The sequence below is a fragment of the Xanthomonas phaseoli pv. dieffenbachiae genome (assembly GCF_008639345.1).
Classification (GTDB): Bacteria; Pseudomonadota; Gammaproteobacteria; order Xanthomonadales; family Xanthomonadaceae; genus Xanthomonas; species Xanthomonas phaseoli.
In genome coordinates this window covers 2,446,733-2,470,800 of sequence record NZ_CP041380.1, presented here as the reverse complement: position 1 = coordinate 2,470,800, position 24,068 = coordinate 2,446,733, and the positions used below count along the sequence as shown (strand labels likewise).

At 64.2% G+C, this 24,068-nt stretch carries 25 protein-coding genes; 14 read left to right on the top strand and 11 right to left on the bottom strand.

What is annotated here, in order from left to right; genetic code table 11:
* Positions 1 to 3: 3 nt before the first annotated feature.
* The 6 genes from mobH to FLG15_RS11245 all read right to left on the bottom strand — a co-directional run bounded on the left by mobH (position 4) and on the right by FLG15_RS11245 (position 8,010).
* Entirely contained in the window at positions 4 to 1,890 is a 1,887-nt protein-coding gene (gene mobH / locus FLG15_RS11270; RefSeq protein WP_150146162.1) for a MobH family relaxase, read from the bottom strand.
* A 219-nt stretch (positions 1,891 to 2,109) separates the two neighbouring features.
* Entirely contained in the window at positions 2,110 to 2,511 is a 402-nt protein-coding gene (locus tag FLG15_RS11265; protein WP_057663896.1) for a DUF2628 domain-containing protein, read from the bottom strand.
* Between the two features lie 201 nt (positions 2,512 to 2,712).
* Complete coding sequence (locus FLG15_RS11260; RefSeq protein WP_150146159.1) at positions 2,713 to 3,120, bottom strand: hypothetical protein; 408 nt, start codon at positions 3,118 to 3,120, stop codon at positions 2,713 to 2,715.
* 108 nt (positions 3,121 to 3,228) lie between these two features.
* Complete coding sequence (locus FLG15_RS11255) at positions 3,229 to 6,288, bottom strand: TonB-dependent receptor (RefSeq protein WP_150146157.1); 3,060 nt, start codon at positions 6,286 to 6,288, stop codon at positions 3,229 to 3,231.
* 116 nt (positions 6,289 to 6,404) lie between these two features.
* Complete coding sequence (locus FLG15_RS11250; RefSeq protein WP_150146154.1) at positions 6,405 to 7,454, bottom strand: FecR family protein; 1,050 nt, start codon at positions 7,452 to 7,454, stop codon at positions 6,405 to 6,407.
* A complete protein-coding gene (locus FLG15_RS11245; protein ID WP_150146151.1) occupies positions 7,435 to 8,010 on the bottom strand; it encodes an RNA polymerase sigma factor in 576 nt (191 codons plus the stop codon). The genes FLG15_RS11250 and FLG15_RS11245 overlap by 20 nt, the downstream gene beginning before the upstream one ends.
* A 396-nt stretch (positions 8,011 to 8,406) precedes the next feature.
* On the opposite strand from FLG15_RS11245, the gene FLG15_RS11240 reads away from it, so the two are divergent.
* Entirely contained in the window at positions 8,407 to 8,862 is a 456-nt protein-coding gene (locus FLG15_RS11240) for a hypothetical protein (RefSeq protein ID WP_244665532.1), read from the top strand.
* A gap of 84 nt (positions 8,863 to 8,946) precedes the next feature.
* Here the strand turns inward: FLG15_RS11240 and FLG15_RS11235 are convergent, their stop codons facing one another.
* Entirely contained in the window at positions 8,947 to 10,026 is a 1,080-nt protein-coding gene (locus tag FLG15_RS11235) for a DUF4917 family protein (RefSeq protein ID WP_150146148.1), read from the bottom strand.
* A gap of 272 nt (positions 10,027 to 10,298) precedes the next feature.
* Between FLG15_RS11235 and FLG15_RS11230 the strand changes: the two genes are divergently transcribed.
* Genes FLG15_RS11230 through FLG15_RS11220 form a run of 3 tightly spaced genes read left to right on the top strand, consistent with a single transcriptional unit; the run spans position 10,299 to position 11,334 of the window.
* Entirely contained in the window at positions 10,299 to 10,532 is a 234-nt protein-coding gene (locus tag FLG15_RS11230) for an AbrB/MazE/SpoVT family DNA-binding domain-containing protein (protein WP_015463213.1), read from the top strand.
* A complete protein-coding gene (locus tag FLG15_RS11225) occupies positions 10,519 to 10,932 on the top strand; it encodes a PIN domain-containing protein (RefSeq protein ID WP_150146146.1) in 414 nt (137 codons plus the stop codon). The genes FLG15_RS11230 and FLG15_RS11225 overlap by 14 nt, the downstream gene beginning before the upstream one ends.
* Positions 10,933 to 10,959: 27 nt before the next feature.
* The gene (locus tag FLG15_RS11220; protein WP_150146143.1) at positions 10,960 to 11,334 is read left to right on the top strand and encodes a DUF3742 family protein; all 375 of its coding nucleotides are present in this window, start codon (positions 10,960 to 10,962) and stop codon (positions 11,332 to 11,334) included.
* Between the two features lie 4 nt (positions 11,335 to 11,338).
* Here the strand turns inward: FLG15_RS11220 and FLG15_RS11215 are convergent, their stop codons facing one another.
* Both FLG15_RS11215 and FLG15_RS11210 read right to left on the bottom strand, forming a co-directional pair.
* Entirely contained in the window at positions 11,339 to 12,844 is a 1,506-nt protein-coding gene (locus FLG15_RS11215; RefSeq protein ID WP_150147649.1) for a conjugal transfer protein TraG N-terminal domain-containing protein, read from the bottom strand.
* A gap of 192 nt (positions 12,845 to 13,036) precedes the next feature.
* On the bottom strand, positions 13,037 to 15,217 hold the full coding sequence (locus FLG15_RS11210) for a TonB-dependent siderophore receptor (RefSeq protein ID WP_150146140.1): 2,181 nt from the start codon (positions 15,215 to 15,217) through the stop codon (positions 13,037 to 13,039).
* A 440-nt stretch (positions 15,218 to 15,657) separates the two neighbouring features.
* Between FLG15_RS11210 and FLG15_RS11205 the strand changes: the two genes are divergently transcribed.
* From FLG15_RS11205 to FLG15_RS11155, 10 genes are all read left to right on the top strand, one after another.
* The gene (locus FLG15_RS11205) at positions 15,658 to 16,113 is read left to right on the top strand and encodes an STY0301 family protein (protein ID WP_244666103.1); all 456 of its coding nucleotides are present in this window, start codon (positions 15,658 to 15,660) and stop codon (positions 16,111 to 16,113) included.
* A gap of 9 nt (positions 16,114 to 16,122) precedes the next feature.
* A complete protein-coding gene (locus FLG15_RS11200; RefSeq protein ID WP_150146137.1) occupies positions 16,123 to 16,431 on the top strand; it encodes a hypothetical protein in 309 nt (102 codons plus the stop codon).
* A gap of 347 nt (positions 16,432 to 16,778) precedes the next feature.
* Positions 16,779 to 16,997 carry a hypothetical protein gene (locus FLG15_RS23440; RefSeq protein ID WP_209228160.1) on the top strand — a complete coding sequence of 73 codons (219 nt, stop codon included), beginning with the start codon at positions 16,779 to 16,781 and terminating at the stop codon, positions 16,995 to 16,997.
* A 209-nt stretch (positions 16,998 to 17,206) separates the two neighbouring features.
* Positions 17,207 to 17,326 (top strand): restriction endonuclease, encoded by a 120-nt coding sequence (locus FLG15_RS11185; RefSeq protein ID WP_150147643.1) that lies wholly within the window; start codon positions 17,207 to 17,209, stop codon positions 17,324 to 17,326.
* 166 nt (positions 17,327 to 17,492) lie between these two features.
* Positions 17,493 to 17,837, top strand: a complete 345-nt coding sequence (locus tag FLG15_RS11180) for a HigA family addiction module antitoxin (protein ID WP_209228159.1) — start codon at positions 17,493 to 17,495, stop codon at positions 17,835 to 17,837.
* 1 nt (position 17,838) lies between these two features.
* Positions 17,839 to 19,575, top strand: a complete 1,737-nt coding sequence (locus tag FLG15_RS11175; RefSeq protein WP_244665534.1) for an Eco57I restriction-modification methylase domain-containing protein — start codon at positions 17,839 to 17,841, stop codon at positions 19,573 to 19,575.
* On the top strand, positions 19,565 to 20,302 hold the full coding sequence (locus FLG15_RS11170) for a PaeR7I family type II restriction endonuclease (protein ID WP_150146134.1): 738 nt from the start codon (positions 19,565 to 19,567) through the stop codon (positions 20,300 to 20,302). Before FLG15_RS11175 ends, FLG15_RS11170 begins: the two co-directional genes overlap by 11 nt.
* A 30-nt stretch (positions 20,303 to 20,332) precedes the next feature.
* Positions 20,333 to 20,704, top strand: coding sequence for a TIR domain-containing protein (locus FLG15_RS11165; protein ID WP_150146131.1), 372 nt, complete (start codon positions 20,333 to 20,335; stop codon positions 20,702 to 20,704).
* Positions 20,704 to 21,672 (top strand): caspase family protein, encoded by a 969-nt coding sequence (locus tag FLG15_RS11160; protein WP_150146128.1) that lies wholly within the window; start codon positions 20,704 to 20,706, stop codon positions 21,670 to 21,672. Before FLG15_RS11165 ends, FLG15_RS11160 begins: the two co-directional genes overlap by 1 nt.
* A 230-nt stretch (positions 21,673 to 21,902) precedes the next feature.
* Positions 21,903 to 22,127, top strand: a complete 225-nt coding sequence (locus FLG15_RS11155) for a hypothetical protein (RefSeq protein WP_150146125.1) — start codon at positions 21,903 to 21,905, stop codon at positions 22,125 to 22,127.
* Positions 22,128 to 22,343: 216 nt separating this feature from the next.
* Here the strand turns inward: FLG15_RS11155 and FLG15_RS11150 are convergent, their stop codons facing one another.
* Both FLG15_RS11150 and FLG15_RS11140 read right to left on the bottom strand, forming a co-directional pair.
* Positions 22,344 to 22,802, bottom strand: a complete 459-nt coding sequence (locus FLG15_RS11150) for a GNAT family N-acetyltransferase (protein WP_244664188.1) — start codon at positions 22,800 to 22,802, stop codon at positions 22,344 to 22,346.
* A 290-nt stretch (positions 22,803 to 23,092) separates the two neighbouring features.
* A complete protein-coding gene (locus FLG15_RS11140; RefSeq protein WP_057678436.1) occupies positions 23,093 to 23,992 on the bottom strand; it encodes a LysR family transcriptional regulator in 900 nt (299 codons plus the stop codon).
* Between the last annotated feature and the right edge of the window lie 76 nt (positions 23,993 to 24,068).

The following is a 24,068-nucleotide window of genomic DNA, read 5'->3' as shown; positions in this document are numbered from 1 at the left end:
GCTTCAGGAGCCGGAGGCGTCGGGTGCATCCCCGCGGGCGCCGCCAGGTGGCGCCTGCGCGCTCTGCGGGGCGTCCTTCAGGCGCAAATACGGATTGTTGGCCGGTGGTTCCGACAGCACCGAGAGAGGGTCGCGCAGCAGATAGCCATGGAGACGGCGGGTTTTTCGGGGACCCGCCACCTCGCAGGTCCAGATGTTCAGTCCGTTGTCCTGCTTGCGGTGCAGGCGCAGCCGCTCGAATTGCCGCTGCACCCATTGCCACTCGGCAAGGTCTTCGCCTTTCGCCAGCGCCCTGACCGCCGGGTGCTCCTGCGCGTAGCGCTGGAACACGCCCGGGCTCACGAGATAAGCGGTACCGGCCACCGTGTGCACCAGTGCCTTCGCGTCGTTGAGGATGAGGCGGCGCTGCTGCAGGCCCTGCCTGAGCCATGCGATGAAGTCCTGCCCGGACGGAGCGCCGGAGCGCGGACGCGTCGCGGTCGCGGCCTCCTCCTGCACGGTTTCGCGTGGCGGATTCCGCGGCGCAGGTACTTCCGCAGGCGCGGTGTCAGCGTGGTGTTCCGAGGGGGGAGCGGGCCAATCCGGCTGCAGCAATGAGAGCAGCGCGTCGACACCATCCTGTCGCGCAGACGGCGTTGGCGTGGCATCGGCCTGGGTGCCCTCGACGCTGTCGGGGGGCGGGGTGGCCGGTGATGGCGGAGCCGACTCCGCGTCCTGCAGCACCTGCACGGTTCCCGCGAACGGTGCGGGACGCTCTCCTGCATCCCAGATCAACGCGGGCGATAGGCGCAGAAAGGTGAAGGTGTTCGACCATCCGCTTTCGCTCGCCACACAGGCCCGCCAGATGGCCTTGCCGTCCGGTGTGGGCAGGGCGATGCCATGGTCCTGCAGCACATCGAACACCGCCGTATTGCTTGACGGAATGCCGTCCATGCCCTGGCCGAGCAGGTGTGCCCTGAGCTTGTCCGAGACCGTCTTGCTCACGAGCCACAGCGCATCCTGGGTCAGCCATCCGTCCGAAGCCTGGGGCTGGTTGAGCTGCAGCTGTTCGCGCAGCAGGTAGCGCAGGCCGTCCAGCAGTTTTCGCTGCAGCGCATGACGCGGCGCGGCCAGGGCCTTGACGGGGTCGCCGCCCAGCGACTGCGCCACCGAGGCCTGGTCCGCCTGGACGACCAGCTCACCGAGCACGCCCGCGTGTTCGTGCTGTCCCGCCAGCACGAAGAGCAAGGGAGTCCACAGGTCGGGGAAGCCGCTCAACCAATCCAGGATCCCCGTGTCCAGCACCCGCGCATACAGCAGGCCGCCCGAGGCGCCGTGCAGCCGGTACTCGCGTCCGGAGCGGTAGCGGAAGCGATAGGGTTGCCGCAGCACCCCATGCCATGCGCGCCAGGTGCTGCCGTCCTCCTGCTCCACGTCGATGTCGACGGCGATCTTGCCGATGTCGTGCAGGAGCGCCGCATAGGCCACGCCCGCGGTCCAGGCCTCCGCCTGCGCGGCCTGCGATTCGGGTGTCGCACCCGCCGGCAAGAGGTGCGACTGCCGCAGCTTGAGAGCGTAGGCGACGATCTCCAGCCCGTGGTCGAGCATGCCGCCCGGGTGTGCGTGGTGGTGGCTCTCGGACGCCGGAAACAATTGCACCAGTTCGGCGTAGCGCCGGATCGGGGCGAGGTACAGGGCCTCGAACTGCGCTCGCGACAGCGACGTGCGCTGCCAGATGTGCTCGATGAGCTGTTGCCGGCGCGCGGGCGCCAACAATTCGGAGGCCGAGAGCGGCGTCCTCCAGCCCGGAGCGGAGCCACGGCCCGCCCCCGTCTCTGAGGAGCGGGTCGTCGTGTCGGCTGTGGGCGCCTGCCTGCCCGCGCGCTGGAATAGCTGGAATGGCCGGAACATGGGATGGCGGTCGTTGGATCGTCCGGTATGGCCCGCAGGCTCGCCGCATCCATGGGCATGGGCGGCGCGCGGCACCGAAGGTTCGCGCAACGCGCGCGCAGCGTCAGTACTGAATCGGGCAGCCAGTGCCACCGCGATGGCGGTGGCCGCTGGTGCCTCCTAGTGCGACGTGTGCCATCGCCATCCAATAGGGCGTGGGTCCAGGAAGCCCTGCGCGGCCTACCAGCGCACACCTTCCAGCGGATTCCAGCTCGTGCTGCCCTTGATCTTGTGGAGGTAGTAGGCGTAATTGGCGGTCATGCCCACCAGCAGGGAGTACGCCAGACCGAATGAGCGCAGCGCGTAATCCGGAAGGAACGAGCAGATGAAGCCGATCACGAACGATGCGCCGATCAGCACCAGCGCCTTGCGCCACATCCCGAGGATGAAGAAGTAGATGAAGCCGAAGAAGAAGGCATAGAAGTTCATGTTGAGCTTGACCTTCTGGCCGAACGACAGCGCGCTGGAGCGCATGGCGGTTTTGAAGGTGGAGGACTTGGGCTCACCATAGCGGTCGTAGAAATCGAACCGAAACTGCCACGTGGGGCTGTACTGCGAATAGTCCTGCGCTGTGTCATTCATCGTTGCGTGTCCTGCGGGTGGAGTGGATGGATCGGTGGATGGATCGGTGGATGGATCGGGGGGGAGGCGGTGTCATCGATAGGTGCCCGTGCTGTGGCAAGCGAAGGAGGGCGCTAAGCCTTTCGGGACGTCGTGTGGGTTGCGCGAGAGAACGCGCCCATCGCATGGGCGCCGGCCTCATCGCCTCATCGCCTCACCGTCTCAGGCTTGGCCGAGGCCCGCGCCGTGGCCGCCCTTGCCAAAGAAGGCACTGGCCGCGGGCCGCAGGAGGAAGAACACGACGACGCCGAACAGAATGGCGCCGGGAATCAGGGCCAGCTTCATGGGGGCGGTCGCGAATCCGATCACCAGTCCGATGGCGCCCCAGCCGATGTAGAGCGTGCGCCCCCAGGCCAGTCCCTTGAGGAAGGCGAGGGCGCAGACGAACTGCACCGCCAGCCCGAAATATCCGATCGCGTACTGCGCCCACAGCGGCAGCAATCCCTGTCGCATGACGTTCTCGGCCGCGGGATTGCCATGGGCCATCGCGAAAGAGACGACCGTCAGGACGCAGGAGACGATCAACAACCAGGCGATCACGGTGAGGGAGGTGGGACGGGGTGCTTTCATTTCCTTTCCTTGGGGTGGTGTGAACGGGCGCCCCTTCGGGGCAGGTGGTGCGGGTGGTGCGTGTGGTGCGGGCGGCGTGGCAGGGGGATGCACTGGAGCGCCGGGCCGCTAGTGCCCAGGCAAGCCACCGAACTTCTGCGTGTACTGCAGGGCGAACCGCCGTCCGGTCGTGTCGAACCACGACGCGTCGTAGTACGGGTAGATCGTCGCGCTGCGGTCCACCGGCGGCATGGCGTCGAAGAGATTCGTCACCGCCAGCGACAGCTGCGCGCGGTCGGTCACGCGATACTGCAGCGTGCCGTTGAAGCGGTAGGTCGCCGCGATCCACGGGCCGGTCCCGCTGTCCGGCGCATGGATTTCCAGATAGGAGTCCGCGCTGGGCAGGCGGCCCAGGCGCTGGCCTTGGAGGCTGGCCGACCAGGCATTGCGCGACCAGCGGAGTGTGGCGTTGGCTTTCGTGCGGGGCGCGTCGTAGCCGCTGTTGACCGCGAACGCGCTTTCGAGCGCCGCATCCTCGTCGCGCTGAATGCGATGGCGATGCACCCAGGTGTAGTTGATGAGGAGGTCGAAGGCTCCCCAGCGTGTCTGCGCCTCGTAATGGAGGGCGGCGTCCACGCCGCTGGTGGTCTCGCGCGCGATGTTGATCGGCGCCACCGAGACGGCGGACAGCGTGCCATCCGCCCTGCGTTCGACGCGGCCCATCGCCTCTCTGCAGGCGCTGGAATCCGCGTCGCGCTGTCCCAGCCGACAGTCCGCCTCATCGCGCAGGACGCGGTCCACGCGCAGGTCCTGCACCTGGTCGTGCATGTCGATCGCGTAATAGTCCGCCGACAGGTCCAGGCCTTGCAGCGGGGACCACACCACACCGGCGGTCCAGGCGGTGCTCGTTTCCGGCCGGAGAGCCCGGTTGCCGCGACGGCGGCGCACACCCGCCTCGTCGTTGAAGCGGCATGCCGCGATACTCGCCTGGCCGTCCTGCGTGGCGCAGCGGTAGTAGTCCACGCCTGTGGCTTCGTCATTGCCTTCGCCAGCGAAGAGGTAGTGCAGGTCCGGGGCGCGGAAGCCCGGCCCGTAGGATCCCCGCAACAGCAGGCTGTCGCGCGGCCGCCATTCCCACCCCGCGTTCCAGGTGAAGCGTCCGGCGCGCCGCCCGGCGTAGCGGTACTGGTCGAAGCGCGCGGCCATGCCGAGGTTCACCCGTTCGGCCACGGGCAGGCGCAGCTCGCTGGCGATCGCCCAGCGGTCGCGGTCCCCGCTGCCATCGGCATCGCGCCAGCTGTAGTAGTAATACTGCGTCGCCAGTGGGTCGGGGTGCAGGTCGTAGGACTGTCCGCCGACCTCGGCCGTCATCGACAGGGCCGCCTGTCCGCCGGGCAGGCTCCACCACTGCGCGTTGGTCAGCGTGGCCGACAGGGTGTCGGTCCGCGAGCGCGGCGCGTAGTCCGTGCGGGCGGCGATCGCGTCGTACTCGGCGCGGCGCAAGGGCGTATAGAGGCGTGCGGGATCGGCATCGAACACGGTATAGCCCGAGTCCGGATCCGTGCCGGACGGCTGGCCGAGGAGCAGCGCATTCGCGCGCGCGGCGACGATGCGCGGCCAACTGATGCGGGCACGGTATTGGGCATGGCTCAGGGTCGTTTCGTAGGACCATGCCTCGCCGAACGCGCCTTTGAAGCCGGTCGTGATTCCCAGGGTCTTCTGACGCGTTTCGATCAGGTTGCTTCCCAGTCCGCCCATTTCCTCGGGGGTGAACTGCCGGCTCCAGTATTCGACCTGCCCGGTCGCGCGGTTGTAGAACTCGCCTTGTTCGTTGCCGTCCGCCGCCATGTAGGACCAACCGGGAACATCGCGAAGCAGAGCAACCGCATGCACGCCCAGCTGCACGTCGGCGAACCATTGCAGGGAATCGCTGAACGCATAGCGCATCGAGGCATGGGCGTTGGCGCCCCGGCGGCGATTGAGCACGGTGCCGTAGCCGATCGACGTGGAGCTGCCGCAGTAGTGGCCGGGGCCGCGCCGGCCGGTCGCCGGATCGAGCGCGCCTTGCCCGGCGCGCGCGCTGTATCCAGTGCTGCCGCCATTGAGCTGCGCGAGCGGCGCGCAGGCCGCCTCGCCCGGATCCAGGTAGGTGCCGCTGGCGTCGGTGCGCAGGAAGGTGCGGCGCGGCGCCGCTGCGCGTTCGGCCGGTGCGTCGCGGGTCGAATCCTGGCGGCTGCGCTCATAGGCCCAGAGCGGTTGTTGGGAGACCGCCTGCAGGCCGAACACGCCATCGAAGGCGCCGTGCGAATAGCCGCTGGAGACCGCCAGCTCCGACGACTGCGCATCGCCCCGGTCCGTCTGCCCCACGCGCGCGCCCACCGTGGTGCCGTCGGCCCGCTGCTTGAGGAGGATGTTGACGACGCCGGCGATGGCATCGGAGCCGTAGACCGCCGATCCACTGCCGGTCAGTATCTCGATGCGTTCGACCAGGCCCAGAGGCAGGTTGGAGACATCGGCGAAGTTGCTGCGGCCCTGGAAGGGCATCGGAAAGTCGGCGATGCGTCGGCCGTTGACCAGCACCAGCGTGTGGTTCGGCCCCAGCCCCCGCAGATTCACCTGCTGCGATCCGGGGCTGTAATCCGCGCTGCCGAACGACTGCTCGCTCTGCGTCTGGCCGATGTTCTGCGTCATGGCGCGCAGCACGTCCGGCACGGTGGCGAAGGCACCGGCCCGGATCTGCTCGGCGCTGATGACCGCCAGTGGCGCCGATCCCTCGACCTGCGCGCGTGCGATGCGCGAGCCGGTGACCTGGACGGGTTCCAGCGCGACCGGTGCGGGCGGAAGGCTGTTCGCCGCTTGCGGTGGCTGCGCGCGAGCGGGTGCCTTCGGGGGTGCCGGCTGAAGCAGGACCGCGCCGGAAACATCGCGGTGCGCCACCAGACCAGTGTCCTGAAGCAATTGCTCCAGCGCCTGATCGGCGCTCGATGCCCCGTGGGCGCCGCGGCTGGAGAGGCCCTGGATCTGCTGCGGCTGGTAGAGCAGTTGCAATCCGGCTTGCCGGGAAAGGGCGTCGAGCGCCGTGCCCAGCGGGCCGGGCGGGATGTCGATCGTGGCGGTCGCCGCGACGGCCTGCAGGGCGAGCGCACCGCAGATCAGGCCAAACCATCGCGGGCACGCACGCAGCGGCATCCAGTCCTTCTCAGACGATCACGGCGCTCCGTTGCGCCCGCTAGTAAAGACGAACGAATGTGCCGCATCCCCCATCCGGGAGTGCGGGGCACCGCGCGGCTGTCGCCCGCTGCCGGTCAGCGGGCGTGGAGGATGACCTGTCCGGCGCGGGATTCGGCGCGGATCGGATAGCTGTGCTCCAGCAGGCGCGCGAACCCCTCGGCATTGCGCCAGCTGAAACGCCCGCCGATGCGCAGCTCTCCCAGCTGTGCATCGGCCAGCACCAGGGGCCGCGTGTTGAACCGGTTGAACTCGGCCACCGCATCGCGCAGCGGTGCGTCGGTGAAGCTGAGGTAGCCCGATCGCCAGTCCACCTGCTGCTCCGCCTCCGCGATGGTGCTGCTGCGCACCAGGACGCCGTGGGGTCCGGCCACGGCGATACCGCCCGCGGCGACGAGCACCGGAGGCTGGGGCTTGCCATCCTTCGGGTCGGCATCCAGGCGCACCGTGCCCTCGGTGACGACCACCCGCAGTTCGTCGGCATCGCGGCGTACGGAGAACTGCGTGCCCACGGCCACGACGCGGCGCGCGCCGACCTGCACGACGAATGGGCGGCGTGTGTCTTTGGCGACCTCGAAGAACGCCTCGCCCCGTTGCAGCGCGATGTGACGCTCATGGCGGTCCAGCTCGACGCTGATGCGCGTGTCGCTGCCCAGCGTGGAGCGCGAGCCATCGGCCAGCGACAGCGATCGCAGCGCACCGGGCATGCTCTGGTAGGCATGCGCCTGCTGCCGTTGTTCGGGTGGGGTGTGGTCAAGGAACAGCGCGCCGGCAATGAAGATGCCACCGGCCAGCGCGACGGCGAGCGAAAGCTTCCAGCGGCGTTGGTGCTGGACGGCATGGGGGAGGGCCTGAGCGTGCGCCGACTCGCCATGGGCTGCGGCGGCAAGGGTGCGGCCGGTGAAGCGCCCGCGTGCGGGTGGCCCGCCCTTCGGGAGGCCGGCGGCGATCGCGCTCAGGCGGCCGGTCTCCCGCCAGGCCGCCTCCAGGCGCAGGAAGGCGACGCGGTGCGCCGTGGACTGCGCCAGCCAGGCGTCGAGTTGCACCTGGTCGCTCGCATCCCACGCCTCGCTCTCGCGCCGCGCCAGCCACTGCGCGGCGGCGTGCTCAATCTGCCTGCTGTCCATCGCGCGCCGACTTGAGTGCCGTGGCGGGTGCCGCAAGCGGAGGGGCCGTGGAGCCGTGGAAATAATCGGCCAGCAGGCGGATGCCCTTGGCCATGTGCTTCTCGACGGTTTTTTCGCTGATACCCAGATGCACGGCGACCTCCTTCTGCGACAGTTCCTGCACACGGCGCAGCCACACCACTTCGCGGCAGCGGTCCGGCAACCGATCGAAGGCGTGGGTCAGGCGGGCGAGCAACTGGCGTCCTCCCATCCAGCGTTCCGGGGTGCACTCCTCCACTAAGACGAGCAGGGCGTCCGGATCACCCACTGCTTCGATGGAGACCACCCGGCTGCGCCGGATGCGATCGGTGACCAGGTGATTGGCGGTGCTGAAAAGGAACGCTCGGGGGATGTCGGGAAGCTGGCGGCTGGCCGACTCGTAGACGCGCGCATAGACCTCCTGGCGGAGATCGTGAACGTCATCGGGGTTGGGCCAGCATCGCCTCAAATAGGCGACCAAGGCGGTCTCATGGATGAGGATGTGCTGGACAAACCATTCGTCGACGGCGCTGGACATCCGGCCAGATTAGCCCAAACGGCCGCGCTTGGCAGCACCGTTCGCGCACCGATGGAGGGTAGGGAAATGGCGCGCTCGTTCGACGCCCGTCGCAGAGGCGCTCTGTTGCAGGACGGGGCGAAGCAGGATTGCCGGCAACGGATTGCCAAGCGAATCCTCCTCTGGTGGAACGGCGGTGGTTTCCTGAATTGCTGCATCGGTGAGAGCGGTTGGGATGCGGCGAATTGGGCACATCGCCCGCGGCACGCGGTGGGGAAGTCGGCTCTTCATTCGTCTTGATACAGGCAGGGCGGCTGAGTGCAAGGCGCGGGCGGTTGGAGTTCGAACTGGCCTGTGCAGCCTGCCTCTCTGAATCTGCCCATGTGTTTCCTGACCCAACCACCAAGGAAGAGATCGATGAAACTTCGTTATCGTCTGCGTCAAATCCCGGCAACGGCTGTGCTTCTTACCGCGCTGTTCGGCGGTGCCGTCGCATCCGCACACGCGGACACACCGCGTGCAGAAATCGCTTCGCAGGTGAAGACCTATGCGTCCAAGGATGGCGTCAAGGCATGGACGCTGCGGTACGGACCGCGCGAGAAGTACCAGGCGTTGATCCAGGTCACGGACTCCGACAGCGCGATCGACAAAAAGATTCTGTTGGCGACCACCAGCGCGACGGAGAAGGACACCCGCTACACGGTGCAGCTCAACGGCCGGCCCTATGTGCTGCTGATCCTGAGTGGAAGTGCCGGTGAGCTCTATGTTCCCGGATCCCCGAACCCTACGTGGGTGCGTTACGACGAGTACCTTTCCGCGCAGAGCAATCCCGAGCATTACCTGACGGACTACGAGCAGCAGGGCAAGCCATAGACGCGTAGTGGAGCGTTGCTTGTTGCAAAGCGCGACCGTGCCTCTCGGTCGCGAACGCCATCCGGTCCTGATCGAGGGATGTTCCTAGTTAGGCAACATCCCGAATTGACCAGATCCCCACCTGTCGAAAGTCGTGCCAAGGGCTGGAGGGGGAGGGGGCGTTGCGTGCGTCCAGCATCCCTGACTTTCACAATCGAAGAAATCGACCTGAACAGGGCCGAGATCATCCTGAATGACCTGGTATGCGTAGTTGCAGTAGGCTTGGCTGCCGCCAAAGACAGACACTGCCACGCGCTGAATTCCAGTCCCATGCATCCGTTTCAGCAGATGCCGGTCATGCTCTCCAATTCCCCACCCGAATAGCGTCAGCGTGGATCGGCGCGATGTCAGCACCTCTCGGTACACGGTAGCGAGGTAGTAGCTGTTCTGGATCGACGAAACTTTCTGCTGCATCGTTCCCTCGCTGACGAATAGCGGAACGAACCGTTCGCTGCGCCAAGCATCGAGAATGGCCTCCAGCAAGCCTGCTCCGGCGCTGTGGATCTTCAACTCCTGCTCGACCCTATTGCGGCAGAGCGCCAGGTTTCCGTGCGGATAGAAAACCAGTGTGTTGGTCTGCTCTCGATAGAGCTCACGGAGTCTCTGCCAGGCATCATCGAACGCACCGTGCGTGCCGTTTCCGAGGAAGCAATCCTTGAAGCGATGACCGTCTTGGACGTTGAGCCCATAGGTCATCGTCCAGTAGACCAGCAAGTCGTAGTTCAATGAAATGACCGTGTCGAACCCTTTCAGGAACTGGTACATGCTCGGCAGCAGGCCACTTACCGCTTCGTACTGGGGATGCACATCGCGAACGGCCTGTATCAAGCAGTCTCTGACACGCACGTAGGCCTGGTGCGTGCGATCGTCGGGAATTCGCAGCGACTTGTTGACGTTGGATGCCTGCCAGACCAGGCGAAGGATCAGCTCGAAGTCCGGTGTCCCAAAAAAACGGAACAAGCGATCCACCTCCTCTGTGATCAGACCTTCTCGCTGGGCGTGAGCAAGCAGCGAGCCATAGTCGAAGCTGGGAGATACGGCCATGCTGGCACCGTTACCCAGCAGGATCGTGCCTCGGTGGTAGTGGGGTGCGATCTGCATCCATTGCGCGATGGGATGTGGCACTTCGGGTTCCTCCCTTTGGTTGCTCTTACGGCCATGTTTGGAGGGATTGTGGCGCACTCAGGCAATCCATTCACCTTGCGCTGGAACCCAGCCTTTTGGCCTTTTTGGGTAGAGCCTTTCCCCTTGATGCCCCTTCCATTCCCCTTTGCATCAGCCCCTTTGCATCCGGGGGCGAAGCTGCCCCTTTTGCATTCAACGCAGGCAGGATCGACTTGCGCCAGACCATAGGGGGTGTAGGATATACATTGCTTTGTATATCTTGAGGTGTTGCTATGCAAGTCGCGAAGTGGGGTAACAGCTTGGCGGTGCGTCTGCCGTCGAGTCTGGTGGAGGCGCTGGAACTGCGGGAAGGAGATGACATCGAGATCGTCGTCGACGACCCGCGCTTGTTCGCGGTACGCAAGAAGCCGGGACCAGAGGCCATGCTGGAGCGGCTCCGTGCCTTCCGCGGCAAGTTGCCAGCAGACTTCAAATTCAACCGGGACGAGGCCAATGGCCGCGGGTAAGGGCAAAGTGTTCCTCGACAGCAATGTGGTGCTTTACCTGCTGTCGGAGGATGCGGCAAAGGCGGACGGCGCGGAGGCCTTGTTGCAGCGCAGACCCGTCATCAGCGTCCAGGTGCTCAATGAAGTGACCCACGTCTGCGTGCGCAAGCTCAGAATGGGGTGGGACGAGGTTGGACAGTTCCTTGCACTCGTGCGGTCGTTCTGCAAGATTGTCCCCCTGACGATCGACGTGCATGACCGCGCTCGCCAGTTGGCGCAGCGGCACCGGCTTTCGTTCTACGACGCCTGCATCGTGGCGGCGGCAACCATCGAGGGATGCCAGACCCTCTACTCCGAAGACATGCACCACGGCCTCATCATCGAGGAAAGCCTGTCGATCCGGAACCCGTTCAACGTCTGATTTCGAGGAACTTCAGGAGGGCACCATATGCCGCCTTCTCAGGCGAAAACAACACTAAGCCGCAGGGCGGGGCGGGCGGCTGGACGAGCATGGCGCTGGCTGACCTTTCGGAATAGGCAGTTCACGGAAAGGCTGATTGCTGCAGGGGCGCCTGCCGGTTTGGCAAGAGGCGTGGGTGCCTGTGTCCTGCTACTGGTGGTCAGCGTTCTGCTCTACGCAGCGTTCTGGCTTGCCGCCGCGGTTTTGATTCTGGCTCTGGGCTTTTGGCTCGCTGCCAATGCTGCTGATGCGCTGGAGGAAGAGGATGAGCCGCCTCAATGGCGCAACGGTCTTCTGGGGTTTGGTCTTTACGACAAAGATGGCGTTCGGATCGATCCCTACGATCCGAACGAGTTGGAGTAGCGGGCTACTTCAGAGCCTTCAATGCTATCCCGCCGCCCTTGCTGCCAGCCGCTTTGGCGTCGCCTACGCTGCTGGTGAGTCCTTGTACGAAAGCTCCCGCGCGTACACCTGCCCACGCGAGCGCGCTGACCCAGAAAGTTGGTAGCACAAGAAACATGCTCGCCATCACGAAGTTCAGCAGCATGTCGCCAAACGCGTTGTTGAGTCCCAGCAATGGATTGAAGTTGCTGTGCGGTGAATTCCACCCGTAAAGCGCGTCCAGGATCGTGCTGTCGATCCAACGGGCGAGTTGAAACCAGAAGTCCACGAAGAAGAGTGCGAACTGCACGCAACTCATCGTCACCACGGCCTTGAGGTCGTAGGTGCCGAACAAAAGCACGAGCGGCACGCAGATCACCATGGCCATCTTGAGGAACGACAGCACCATCGGCAGGGCCTGTCGGACGACGTCCATGGCCGGGAAGAACCCGACGGAGCCAGCGGCGAGACCCACATCGGCCGCGCCTCGCGTGACGATGTTGGGCAGGGTCATGTCCACCTGGCCACCATAGTCGGCATAGGCCTGTCCCTGATTCATCGTCTGCTGGCGCGGCGCGGCGATGGCGCGAATGATCGAGTCGTCGGCCTGCTGCCGCGAAACGAAGCTTGCCCAGCGTCCCACGCGGGCAAGCAGGCCTGGGTCCACCTGGGCCAGCAGCCGGCTGCGCAAACCCCGCTCGCCATCGCTCCACCATTGGCTGCAGGTAGGGTAGCCGCCGCCGTTCTGCACTTGTGCCAGCCCTGCATCGCGGGTCGTGTCGTAAGGCCATGACGCGCGGGGTGTCTGGGAGTGGTAGCTGTCGTAGAAGCCACCCGTGCCCAGAAAATAGCTGGACCCGATCCAGGTCACATCGTCCATCTGGGCCTCCGAGAGTTCGGGCCGTCCCATGAAGAACTTCGCCCGTGCGGGCCCGTAACAGTCGCGCGTGAAGTCGGCCACCTCCTGGGCCAGCACCGGGTCGTCGATGCGCGTGCTGTCGATGTCCATGCGCATCTGCCGCAGGTCCGTTCCGCAGGGGATCGCCGCGACGGCCGCGCCGGTCACGGCCTTGGAGATGGCATGCATGAAGAACCACCACACCGGCACCCGCGCACTCTGGTTGTTGAGCGTGGTGAAGGCTTGCGACCACCGCGTGTCCTGGGGTGTCGCCACATCGACCTTGCATTGCTTGGAGCGGCTCGCATCGAACTGGATCGTCTGGAGATCCACATCGATGAAGGGGATGCCGGCGAACAGGATCACCACGACGGCGGCCCACACGCGGTTCTCGATGCGGGCGGCCGACAGCACGCCCTTGTTGCCTTCGTCCGCTCCCTCTCCCCGCGCCCGCAGCCATTCCTGGACGACGATGGCGACGAAGGGCAGGGCGAACGCGCCGCTCGCGACGAGGATGTTCCAGACGCCGTTCTGGACGATCCAGCCCACGAGGGTGAGGTAGTACTCAAGGTAGTCGGTCGTGTAGAGCGTCATGCGAGCCTCGGCCGTCATTCGTGACCAGCGCGCCATCATGGTGGTCGAAGGATCCATCAGTGCGAGGCAATAGGCGCGGCAGCAGAACCGTATTGCGGCAGGGTGATGATTTTTCGGCGGCCCGGTGGATGCTCGATCCACCGGGCTCGCACCCTGCAGGTTACGGCCGGCGCCGCGGCCGGCACCTGCGTCTCACCATCGATAGGTTGCGGTGGCGATCACGCGGCGCTGGTCGCCGTAATAGCAGTTGCCGTACTGGTCGCAGTTGCCGATGTAGGTCTTGTCGGTCAGGTTGCGCACGTTCAGCGCGAAGGTCCAGCGATCGATGTCGTAGCCGATCATCGCGTCGAACACCGTGAAGCACGGGACCTTGCCCGGCGCGGCGTTCAGGTCGCCGTAGTTCGACCCCGTGAAGCGGGCACCCAGGCCCACCTTGATGCGGTTCGGGAAGCGGTAGTCGGCCCAGAGCGCTGCGGCATTGCGCGACACGGCCGTGAGCGGCTTGCCGATCTCGCGCGCGGTGCTGCTGGCCGTGATCTCGGCCGTGGGCGTGTAGGTGTAGGAGCCCACGATGTTCAGGCGGGGCAGCACCTCGGCCGAGGCTTCCAGTTCGAGCCCGCGCACCTGGACCTCGCCGGTCTGGCGCGGCACGAAGTTGTCGTCGGCGGTCAGGTAGTTCTTGCGGCGCAGATCGAAGATCGCCGCGCTGTAGCTCTGCTTGCCGCCTTCGGGCTGGTAGCGCACGCCGGCTTCGTATTGGCGGCCGGTCTCGGGCTTGAACGGCTGGCCCGTGGCGGGATTGCGCGTGGCCGTGGGCACGAAGGATTCGGTATAGCTCACGTACGGCGCCCAGCCGTTCGGCGCCAGGTAGGTGAGGCCGGCGCGCTTGGTGGCGCGGCTCTCGGAGATCTTGGTGTGGCTGCCGTCCAGGCGGCTGTCCACCTCGCTGCTGGCGCGGTCGTAGCGCGCGCCCAGGGTCAGCAGCCAGCGGTCGCGCCACTTGATCTGGTCCTGCACGTAGAAGCCAGTCTGTGCCAGCGTGGCGACGCCGTCGTACCACGGGGCCGGGATCTGCACCGCGCCGCCGTACACGGGGTTGTAGATGTTGAGCGAGCTGGCCGAGCCGCCGCTGTAGCTGGTCTGGTCGATGCGCGTGCGCTGGTAGTCCAGGCCCACGAGCACCGTCTGCTGCACGTCACCCGAGCGCAGGCGCGTCTCCAGCTGGTTGTCGAGGTTCAACGCGCGGATGCGCTCGTTGCTGCCCGACACGGTGCGGCGCAGCGTCGTGAAGTTGGCCGGGTCGCGCGGGTTGGCGGGGTTCACGGTGATGAAGTTGCGGCCCTGGACGGCGCTGTAGTCCACGTCCAGGTGGCTGTAGCGCGCGTTCTGGCGCACGGTGAAGGCCTCGTTGATGCGGTGCTCGAACAGAGTGCCGACCATCGAGGTGTCGAGGTCGAACCGGTTGTGCGTCGGGTCGCTGGCGAAGAGCCCGCTCGGGATGAACGTGCCGATGGCCGTCGGCACGAGCGAGCCCACGGCGGGGCGCGTGCGCGAGAACACGCCCGCGCGGGTGCGGCCGAACTGCGAAAGCAGCGTGAGGCTGGTGTCGCTCGAAGGCTTCCAGGTGAGCGAGGGCGCGATGAACGTGCGGTCGTCCTTCATGCCGCCGGCCGGCAGTTCGGCATCGCGCGTGAGCGCGGTGAGGCGGTAGAGCAGGGTGCCGTCCTCGCGCAGCGGGCCGGAGAAATCGCCCGCGATCTGCTTGCGCCCGTGGTCGCCCACCTGTGCCTGCACCTCGCGCAGGGGCTCGGCCGTCGGGCGCTTGCTCACCGCGTTCACGAGGCCGCCGGGGCCGCTCTGGCCGTAGAGCACCGAGGCCGGGCCGCGCAGCAGTTCGATGCGCTCCGCGCCGTAGCTCTCGATCGGCCAGATGCCCCAGTTGCCGTTGTTGCGCAGCGGCATGCCGTCCAGGTAGAAGCCCGGCGCATACGCGTCGAAGCCGCGCAGCGAGATCCAGTCATAGCGCGAATCGGCGCCGAAGCGCGTGGGAATCACGCCCGGGGAGTAGCTGAGCGCTTCTTTCACGTTGGTCACGCCTTGCGTTGTCATGCGATCGGCAGGGATCACGGAAATCGACTGGGGGGTCTCGATCAAAGGCGTGTCGGTTTTGGTCCCGGTTGAGCTGCGCTGCCTTGGATCGGAGTGCTCGGTTACGGTCACGGTGGGCAGGGCCGTGGGAGGTGCGGGTGCGGTGGCCTGCGCTTGCGCTGCCGCGTTGGGCGGGGTGAATACGCTGGCGATGACGATGGCCGCGATGGGCATGGTGCGCAGCGCTCGGTACTGGAAGCGGCGGCGCGGCAGGGAGTGTGTCATCAGGGTGGCTCCTTCAATGGCAGGACCCGGTCGCGGCGGGATACACCGCTTCCAGAAGGGATGGTGAAGGGGCTGCCTGGGCACTGGCCTGGGTGGCGGGGATACGTTCAAACCGCTGACCGAAAGGCGGTACGGTGCTTATTCAATGTTTGATCAAGGCCGGTCCGGGGCGTGGCATCAAATGGATTCCATGCGCTGACTTCCCTCTATCGAAGAGGAATCGACCTAGGAACTCGTGGTTGTGCCGAAGAGCGCGCGCAGCGAAAGGAAGGTGGCGGGTTCCGCTGTGGTCGATTCGGCTCGTTGACGTTTATCGCCAGCGCTGGCAGTTTGTGCGCGCTGCGGTATGGCGCCGTGCCGCCTTCATGCGTAGCACTAAGAGGCGTCGGATGCGGATTCTTGGTGATGCGAAGGCCGCAACTACTGGGAGGGAGCAAGGAATGGATGGATCTGCAATGAAGCCGCTGTGGGCACTCGCGCTGGTTTGGATCTGCACGCCCCTCGCGGCGAAGGAGGCGCTCCAATGTCCCGATACGCTGCGTGTTTCCGACGCGGTGCTGCAAAGCCCGGACCTGCCGGCCGGAACCGGGATCGATTTGGAGCGCTACGGTTCGTTGCGGCTGTTCTCCATGGGGGTGTATTCGGGGCATCCCCGGGACATAGCCCAGTTGATTCCGAGCAATGAGGGAGAGCCGCAACCGCGGGGAAGATCGATCTCCATCTGGAGATTCGAAGGACCCTATCCCTACGGCAAGTACTTGGTGTGCGCATACGGTCCCGCCGGGAGCGTCCAGGTCTATAAGCGTATCGGCGATGCAGTGGCTGCGTGTACGGGAGAAGCGAAGAAAGACGCGGCGCACGAGGCCATCCTCGGCGCGTCCTTCGAGTGTGAGTGAGTCCTGGAGATGTCCCGTCTGAGAAAAGCAGCCTGGATCGCATGCGCCGTCCTGTCTTGGGGAAGCTACGCTGCCGGGATGCTGTTGCTCTATGTCATCTCGGGCAGTCAATACCAGTGGGTGGACGACATCGATCCACAAACTTCCGCTGACGCATTCGAGAGCAACGGAGATGCACGCATCGCGACCGTGGGCATCTTGGTGTTGCTTCTGCTGACCCAGGGGATCCATGCGCTTTGTACCTCTCGCAGGCGCGTGCGCTGGATCTGCCTCGGCTTGATGGCGTTTGCCTGCCTGGCCTGGGTGCGATGGAACTGATTCGGTGGCGGTGCGCCGTTCCGGCCTATCTGCCCCGGGACTGCGGTCGTTGTAGGTCGTACTGCGACGCTGCATGCCTGATCCGGAATTGGTGCTGTAGGTGGGGAGCGTGTTGTGCGCTGTTTAGAGTGAAGAGACGAGCGAGGGAGCGTTTTCCCCACCGCGGACAGAGTGAGTACGCGCACCGTCGACGTGAGTACGAATTCACCGTAGGGGCATCGCCGTTCGCGCAGGCGGCAGGCTTTGGCGGCTTGTCGTCAGATGGTAGTAGCACGTGGCCCGGCAGCAGCTTAGCCAGCGCGAAGGGTGACGACAACGCCCGCGCCGGCGACAAAAGCAGCAGCTCGATGGCCAGCACCAGCAACGGTGCAGACAAGGCCGGCAAGAGCGAACCCAAGTCCACCGACGGAGCAAGACAGGGGCAGCAGGCCGCACCAGGCAGCACCGGCCCCGGTGGTTTGACTCGTGTCGCAGCATTGGCAGCGGGCACCGCCGGCGAGCTGGCGAAGGGCGCAGGTGCCATGCTCAAGGGAGAGGCCGAGCAGTTCGCAGAGGGCCTCCAGTAGCGCATGAACCAAACGATCGGCGGCCAGGTGGCATCGGCGTCGGCCAGAAATGTGGCCACGGCTTCAGCGGTTGGCAAGTCATCGGCCGGGTCAAAAGGTATGACGGGCTGTAGGCCCGCATCGACGCGGCGGGTCAGTTCGATTCAGTTCGATAGCGTAAGCGACGTCAGCCAGTCGGGCGCGCACCTCGTCAGCATTAATGGCACGGCCTGTGCCGCCGCTTCGTCGTTCAGTGCAAGCACTACCGCGCCGGCCGCGTCGGCGCGCCGGTTGTGCGTGAGATGGTCAGCGTATCCGTCCACGAGAAGGCCCAGGGGCTTTCGTCGTGACGGTCGTCTCTTTCACCACAGCGGCCCAGGCTTTCGAGGTCGGCAAACCGCTGCACCTGGTCGACGGTCGCCAGCTTCTGTCCATGATCGCCCGAGAACGGAAAGCCTCTTGATCTGTTAATGCCCAAATCTCTCATGATTGAGGAATGCAATTAAGGGGTGTAAAGTGTTGGTTGACATTGTCCTACGGTACGGCGTGGCTAAACTCTTGATTCATCCTGGCGTGTTCGTCCGGCGCGACTGCCTTGAACGGCATAACCTGAACGTCACCGACGCGGCCTACGTGCTGGGCGTCAGCCGACAAGCTCTATCGAATTTGTTAAGCGGCAGGGCAGGCATCTCGCCCGAAATGGCGCTTCGCCTGGACATGGTTTTTGGTGGGGGCGCAGAGGCCTGGCTGCACCGACAGACCGAGCATGACCTTGCCGCTGCACGCCGCCGTCGCTCTAAGCTTGTAGTCCATTCTCTGACCGACAAGCCGCCTCGCCACAACCAGCCCAAATTGTTCTGACATGACCGCACTCAAGGCGTTGACCCGCCAGTCTTCGTTTCCCGACATGTGTCCCGTGTCCGCTGCCGTTGAGGAGCTTGCCAGCGCTGGCGGCGTTGAAGAGCGCGGTGCCATCTTCACGCGTCGCGAGGTTGTCGATTTCATCCTCGACCTGGTGGGCTATACCGCTGACCAGCCGCTGCACAAACGGCGTTTGCTGGAACCATCTTTTGGCGATGGCGATTTCCTCTTTCCCGCGATCGAGCGCCTGCTTGCCGCTTGGAAGGCAACCGACCAGACCTCTCGTCCTCTCGAAGCTCTCAGAGACTGCATCCGCGCTGTCGAGCTGCATCGCGACACCTTCACCCGGACCTCAGCCGCTGTGATCGCCCGCCTTGTAGGGGCCGGCATTCCAGTTCGGACCGCCGCAAGTCTTGCCGATCGCTGGCTGCAGCACGGCGATTTCCTGCTTGCAGACCTGCCTGAGACTTTTGACGTTGTGGTCGGCAATCCGCCCTACGTCCGACAGGAGCTGATCCCCGGCGTGCTGCTCGCCGAATACCGAAGCCGCTACTCCACCATGTACGACCGGTCGGATCTCTACATCCCGTTCATTGAACGATCGCTGCGCAGCCTGGTGAAGGGCGGAGCCTTGGGTTTTATCTGTGCCGATAGGTGGATGAAGAACCGCTATGGCGGCCCTCTGCGGGCTCTCGTCGCCGACGGCTTCCACCTGAAGATCCATGTAGACATGACCAACACCCCAGCGTTTCACGCCGAGGTGATGGCCTACCCGGCAATTACGATCATTTCCCGCGAGAAGGGCAACGTCACGCGCTTGGCCCATCGACCGGCGATCGACAGCGCTGTGCTCACGAACCTGGCAGCGCAACTGCTCGATCAAACGCTGCCGAAGGAACCAGGACCGGTGCGCGAGCTCCCTGGCGTGACCTCCGGGGCCGAACCCTGGATTCTCGAATCCGCTGATCAACTGGAGCTGGTGCGACGCCTCGAAGAGCGGTTCCCGACCCTTGAAATGGCTGGATGCGGAGTCGGCATCGGCGTGGCGACGGGAGCTGATCAGGCTTTTATTGGGAAGTTTGACGAGCTCGATGTTGAGGAAGACCGCAAGCTGCCCCTTGTGATGACGCGTGACATCACTTCGGGTGAAGTCGAGTGGCGTGGCTTCGGCGTGGTCAACCCATTCGCCGACGGACCCGGCCTAGTCGACCTAGCGGACTATCCGCGCCTTAAGCGCTACCTCGAGGCCCGCAAGCCTAAAATTGCCGGCCGGCACTGCGCGCAGAAGGCTCCTGCCAACTGGTATCGCACGATTGACCGCATCACGCCGGCACTGGCCAAGAGGCCGAAGCTGCTCGTTCCTGACATCAAGGGGCAGGCGCACATCGTCTACGAAGACGGTCAGCTATATCCGCACCACAATCTTTACTTCATCACGGCCGACGCTTGGGATCTGCGTGCCCTTCAGGCTGTTCTGATGTCGGGCGTGGCCAGGCTGTTCGTCGCGACCTATTCAACGCGTATGCGCGGCGGGTTTCTTCGTTTTCAAGCGCAGTACCTTCGTCGGATTCGAGTACCTCAGTGGGCCGACGTGCCGAAGAAGCTTCGCCAGCAGCTGATCGCGGCAGCAAAAAAACAAGACCTCGTGGCGTGCAATCGGGCAGCGTTCGAGCTCTACGGACTGTCGCCCGAAGAGAGGGCTATCTTGGGGGAAACGGTGATTAAGAATGGCGCTTGATCTAGCGAATTACGAACAAAAGGCGCGTGACGCCACCATGGCGTTCTGGGGCAATCGCCAGAAGGCTCTGCAGGCAAAAATTGAAGCAGGCAAGACCGACCAGGGGGAGCGGGGGGCTGTCACGGCAGGCAACACGATGGACGGCTTTGTTGCGCTGCTCGTCGATCTTGTCGCGGCCAATGGCCTCGGCCATGCGGAAGTGCATCAGCACCGACGCGCCCTGACGCTCCCTGGCTACTTCCGGCCGGCCAAGCTGTGGGACGTGCTTGTAATCCTCGACGGTCGCCTCATCGCTGCGATTGAGATGAAAAGCCATGTCGGCCCTTCGTTCGGCAACAACGCCAACAACCGCGCCGAGGAGGCGATCGGTACAGCGCACGATTTCTGGACAGCGTTTCGGGAAGGGGCCTTTGGCGACCAGGCTCGCCCATTCACGGCATGGCTAGTCATGGTTGAGGATGCACCAGCTTCGAGACGCCCTGGCACGCGCGACGCCTCGCAGCACTTCCCAATCTTTCCTGAGTTTCGGAATGCCTCTTACCTGCAGCGCTACGACCTGCTCTGCCGGCGGCTTGTGCTGGAGAACCTCTACACAGCTGCCTGTACGCTTGTTTCTCCGCGTGATGCTTCGACCACCGGTACATACGCGGACATGTCTGAACTGACCAGCCTAAAATCCCTTGTGGTGGCCTTTGCCGGCCACATCGCGGCCGAAGCTGCCAGGTAACTATTAAAAACGGCCCACGGAGGAGAAACCATGGCTGAAAAGAAAGTTGTATTCGTCGCTTTCGCTATCGAGGACGAACGCCAGCGCGATTTCCTTAAGGGGCAGTCGCTGCACACACGATCGCCTTTCGAGTACATCGACATGTCGGTCAAGGAGGCCTACGAGACCAATTGGAAGGACAAAGTTCGCACGCGCATCCGTCGTTCTCACGGCGTCATCGCCCTGGTGAGCAAGAACTCCCCCGCGTCGACTGGCCAGAAGTGGGAAATTCAGTGCGCCAAAGAGGAAGGGGTGCCGGTCATGGGCATCTGGATTTACAAGGAAGACCGTACCCAGCTGGCCGGCGTCAACACTCAGGCCTGGACGTGGGACGGCATTGCCGCCTTCATCGATAGCCTGTAATGGCCGGTACGCGTAAAGCCCTGGTGGTGGGCGTTGACCACTACGAAAAGATCGGCGGCCTGCACGGATGCGTGAACGACGCCCACGCTGTTAAGGCAGTGCTTGACCGTCACATGGATGGCAGCGTGAATTTCGCGGTCAAGCTGATGACGGCTACGGGACCGGGCGACACGCTGAGCCGCGCTGAAATCAAGGAAGCGCTGCGCGAACTGTTCAACACCGACGATAACGAGATTGCTCTGTTTTTCTTCGCGGGGCATGGTCACATCGAAGCAACTGGCGGCTATCTCTGCGGTAGCGACTGCGCCACCGGAGACGATGGTTTGTCGCTGCACGAAGTTGTCGTGCTGGCCAACAAGTCGAAGGCCAAGAACAAGATCATCGTTCTGGACAGCTGCCACTCTGGCGTCACTGGCACCAGTGCGGCTGACGAGACGAAGAGCGCCGAGCTAAGCGAGGGCCTCACGATCCTGACCGCCTCCACGGCTCAGCAGTATGCGACCGAAGAAAATGGAGCAGGCGTGTTCACCACCCTGTTGATCGACGCCCTCAACGGGGCCGCTGGCAACCTAGTCGGCGACGTGACGCCGGGGGGCGTGTATGCCCATATTGACCAGTCGCTTGGTCCGTGGGATCAGCGCCCGGTGTTCAAGACGAATGTCAAAAGCTTTGTTTCGCTGCGGAAGGTTTCCCCGCCCATCCAGTTGACCGACCTGCAGCGGATCACGGAGTTTTTTCCCGCAGCAGGCTTTGAGTTCCAGCTCGATCCTGGGTTTGAGCCTGAGAGCCCCGCTCCGGAGCCTGCGAAGACAGTTGTCTTTGCCATCCTGCAGAGATTCAACCGGGTCAACCTGGTGGTTCCGGTCGACGCGCCGCACATGTACCACGCGGCCATGGGGAGCAAAACCTGCAAGCTCACAGTGCTTGGAGAACACTACAGGCGGTTGATTGCCAAAGGCCTGATCTAAACCCGATAGCAGTATTCGTGCAGCTCGTGGCAGGCAGGCCACAAGCACCGAAATCGCTGAGCGCACGAGGGCTTCATCGCGGCCGTCAGGAGAGTACATCGCATCAAGGATGGCAGCATCACCGAGTACATCTACGATCCCAATGCTGCGAAGCTGGTGAAAGCATGGGGCATGCGTACTGCATAAATAGCCCTAGCAGTAGGCCAGGATGAACGGCAGGAGGAAGCAGGATGACAACGTCACATCAGAAAGACCAGGCCGAGCCGTTTTTCATCACCAAGGAAGTCGAGGCCGAACTGATCGCGGCCGGACACATGTTCGAGCCACCGGGCCACGCCAGTACAAAGCGCCTCCCCGAAATCTTAGCGAGCCTCACCGACGACGAGCTAGCAACTTGGCCCAGCGTGCTATCGAAGGGGGAGATTGAGCGCCGGCAGGTTGGCCAGCATTACTAGGTCTGACGAGCCCGTTCCCTCTCTTTGCGTCTAATGGTATTTTTTATGGCATCGAGGGTGAGTGGATTTTTAAAATGTTGATTTTGAATGGCTTTTTCTTGCAAACGACAATAGAGTGGGAGTGATTTGACGTTGTGCCTGTCCCACACAGTGGCGAAGCCGGTTTTCGCCCCGATTGTTCAGGCCATTGTTGCGGATGTCGTTGCAGCGGTAGCATCAAGCCATTCGGTGTATTGGCGATGAGCGAAAGCCATCGTGCTCGTAGAACTGCTTCGCACGCTCGTACGATGCATGTACGAGCAATGCTCGGACACCCGCGTTTTCCGCGACGGACCGCACGCGTGTCACTGCATCCTGAAGCAAGGCTGCGCCCAATTTGATGCGTTGAGCGCGAGCATCCTCCGCGAGCCTTGCGAGCACCATGACCGGTACCGGATCAGGCATGTTGCGCCGGACGGCACTGGCGGCTTGCCGGTATGCGACGGCACCCGTTTCAAGAGCGTGATACCCGAACACATATTGATTGGCATCAACCACGACGAAGGTCCGGCTGGCCCCGTTGAGACGGTTGGCCAGTGCACGCCGTTTCAGCCAATCGTCCAGTGATGGCTCGCCGCAGTTGAACCCATCGAGCACATGCGGCGCGGTCAGTGGCTTGGGTGCTGAAAGCTGCATCCCCACGCCTTGCTCGTACTCCACGGAGCCGTTATTGCCATCAGGCGCTCAAGGCTCGGATTGGCGTCTTGTGGGGCATCAAGCAACGCGGTGAACTGCTGGAACCTCTGGGCCGCTCTTGTCGACACATGCCGACCGGGCCGATGGCCACCGATGGGTCTGTCGGGTTGTGCTGGCGATGGCCGGCCAAACGCGCATCGAAGCCAAGAAGACCATCGCCAGGTCGCTTGGTCATCCGCAACGAGCGCACGTCCGGTTGACAGCTGGAGGAGGGGCTTGCCTGGATCGACCTATGCGACCGGTTCCCTGGAGGCAATGAAGTCGACGAAGCTCCGAACCTTGGCCGAGAGGAACTTCCGGCTGGGGTAGACCGCGTGCAGCGTCGAGTTGAGCGTGAACGCATCGGGCAGCACGATGGTCAGCCGTTCTGCATCGATGTCGCGTTGGACCATCCAGGTCGGCAGCAACACCAGGCCCATGCCTTCGAGCGCGGCCAGATGCAGCAGCGTTTCGTTCTCGCTTCGCAGCACGGTATGGAAGTTCACCGTCTGCCGATCGTCTGCATCGCCCAGCACGATGCTCTCGTTACCGGCGATGCCGCTGTAGCGCAGCAACGCATGACCGTTGAGATCGGCCAACGTGCGCGGGTGGCCTGCGCGATTGAGGTAGGCCGGTGATGCCATCAGGCGAAACTTCATCTGCATGAGCGGCCGCGCGACCAGGCCCGGGTCGAGCCGGCTGGTGTCTGTCGCACGCAGCGCGAGGTCGAAGCCCTCGTCCACGAGATTGACCCGACGCCCGCTCAGATCCATGTCCAGGCACACGTCCGGGTAGCGTCGGTTGTAGTCTGCCAGCAGGCTCGAGAAGCAGGGGGTGGCGACCCACACCGGCGCGCTGAGCCGCAAGGTGCCTCGCGGCGTTTGCGTGACATTGCCGATCGCCGCCTCCACCTCGTCCAGTCCTTCGATCAGCTGCCTGGCCTGGGCGACGTAGAGCGCACCGGCTTCGGTCAGGCTCACGTGTCGGCTGGTGCGATTGAGCAAGCGGCTGCCGACGCGGCTTTCGACATGCGCCACGTGCCTGCTGACCATCGCTGGCGACAGGTTCAGGCGCCTTGCGGCGGCGGTGAAGCTGCGCAGCTCGGCGACTGTGCAGAACACCCGCAGACTGGTCATTGTGTCCAGGATCATCAACTGAAAAGAAATGATCCATCCACTCTACGTGCGTTGATCAACCAGCGAAAGATCACGATCCTGGCCCCATCAA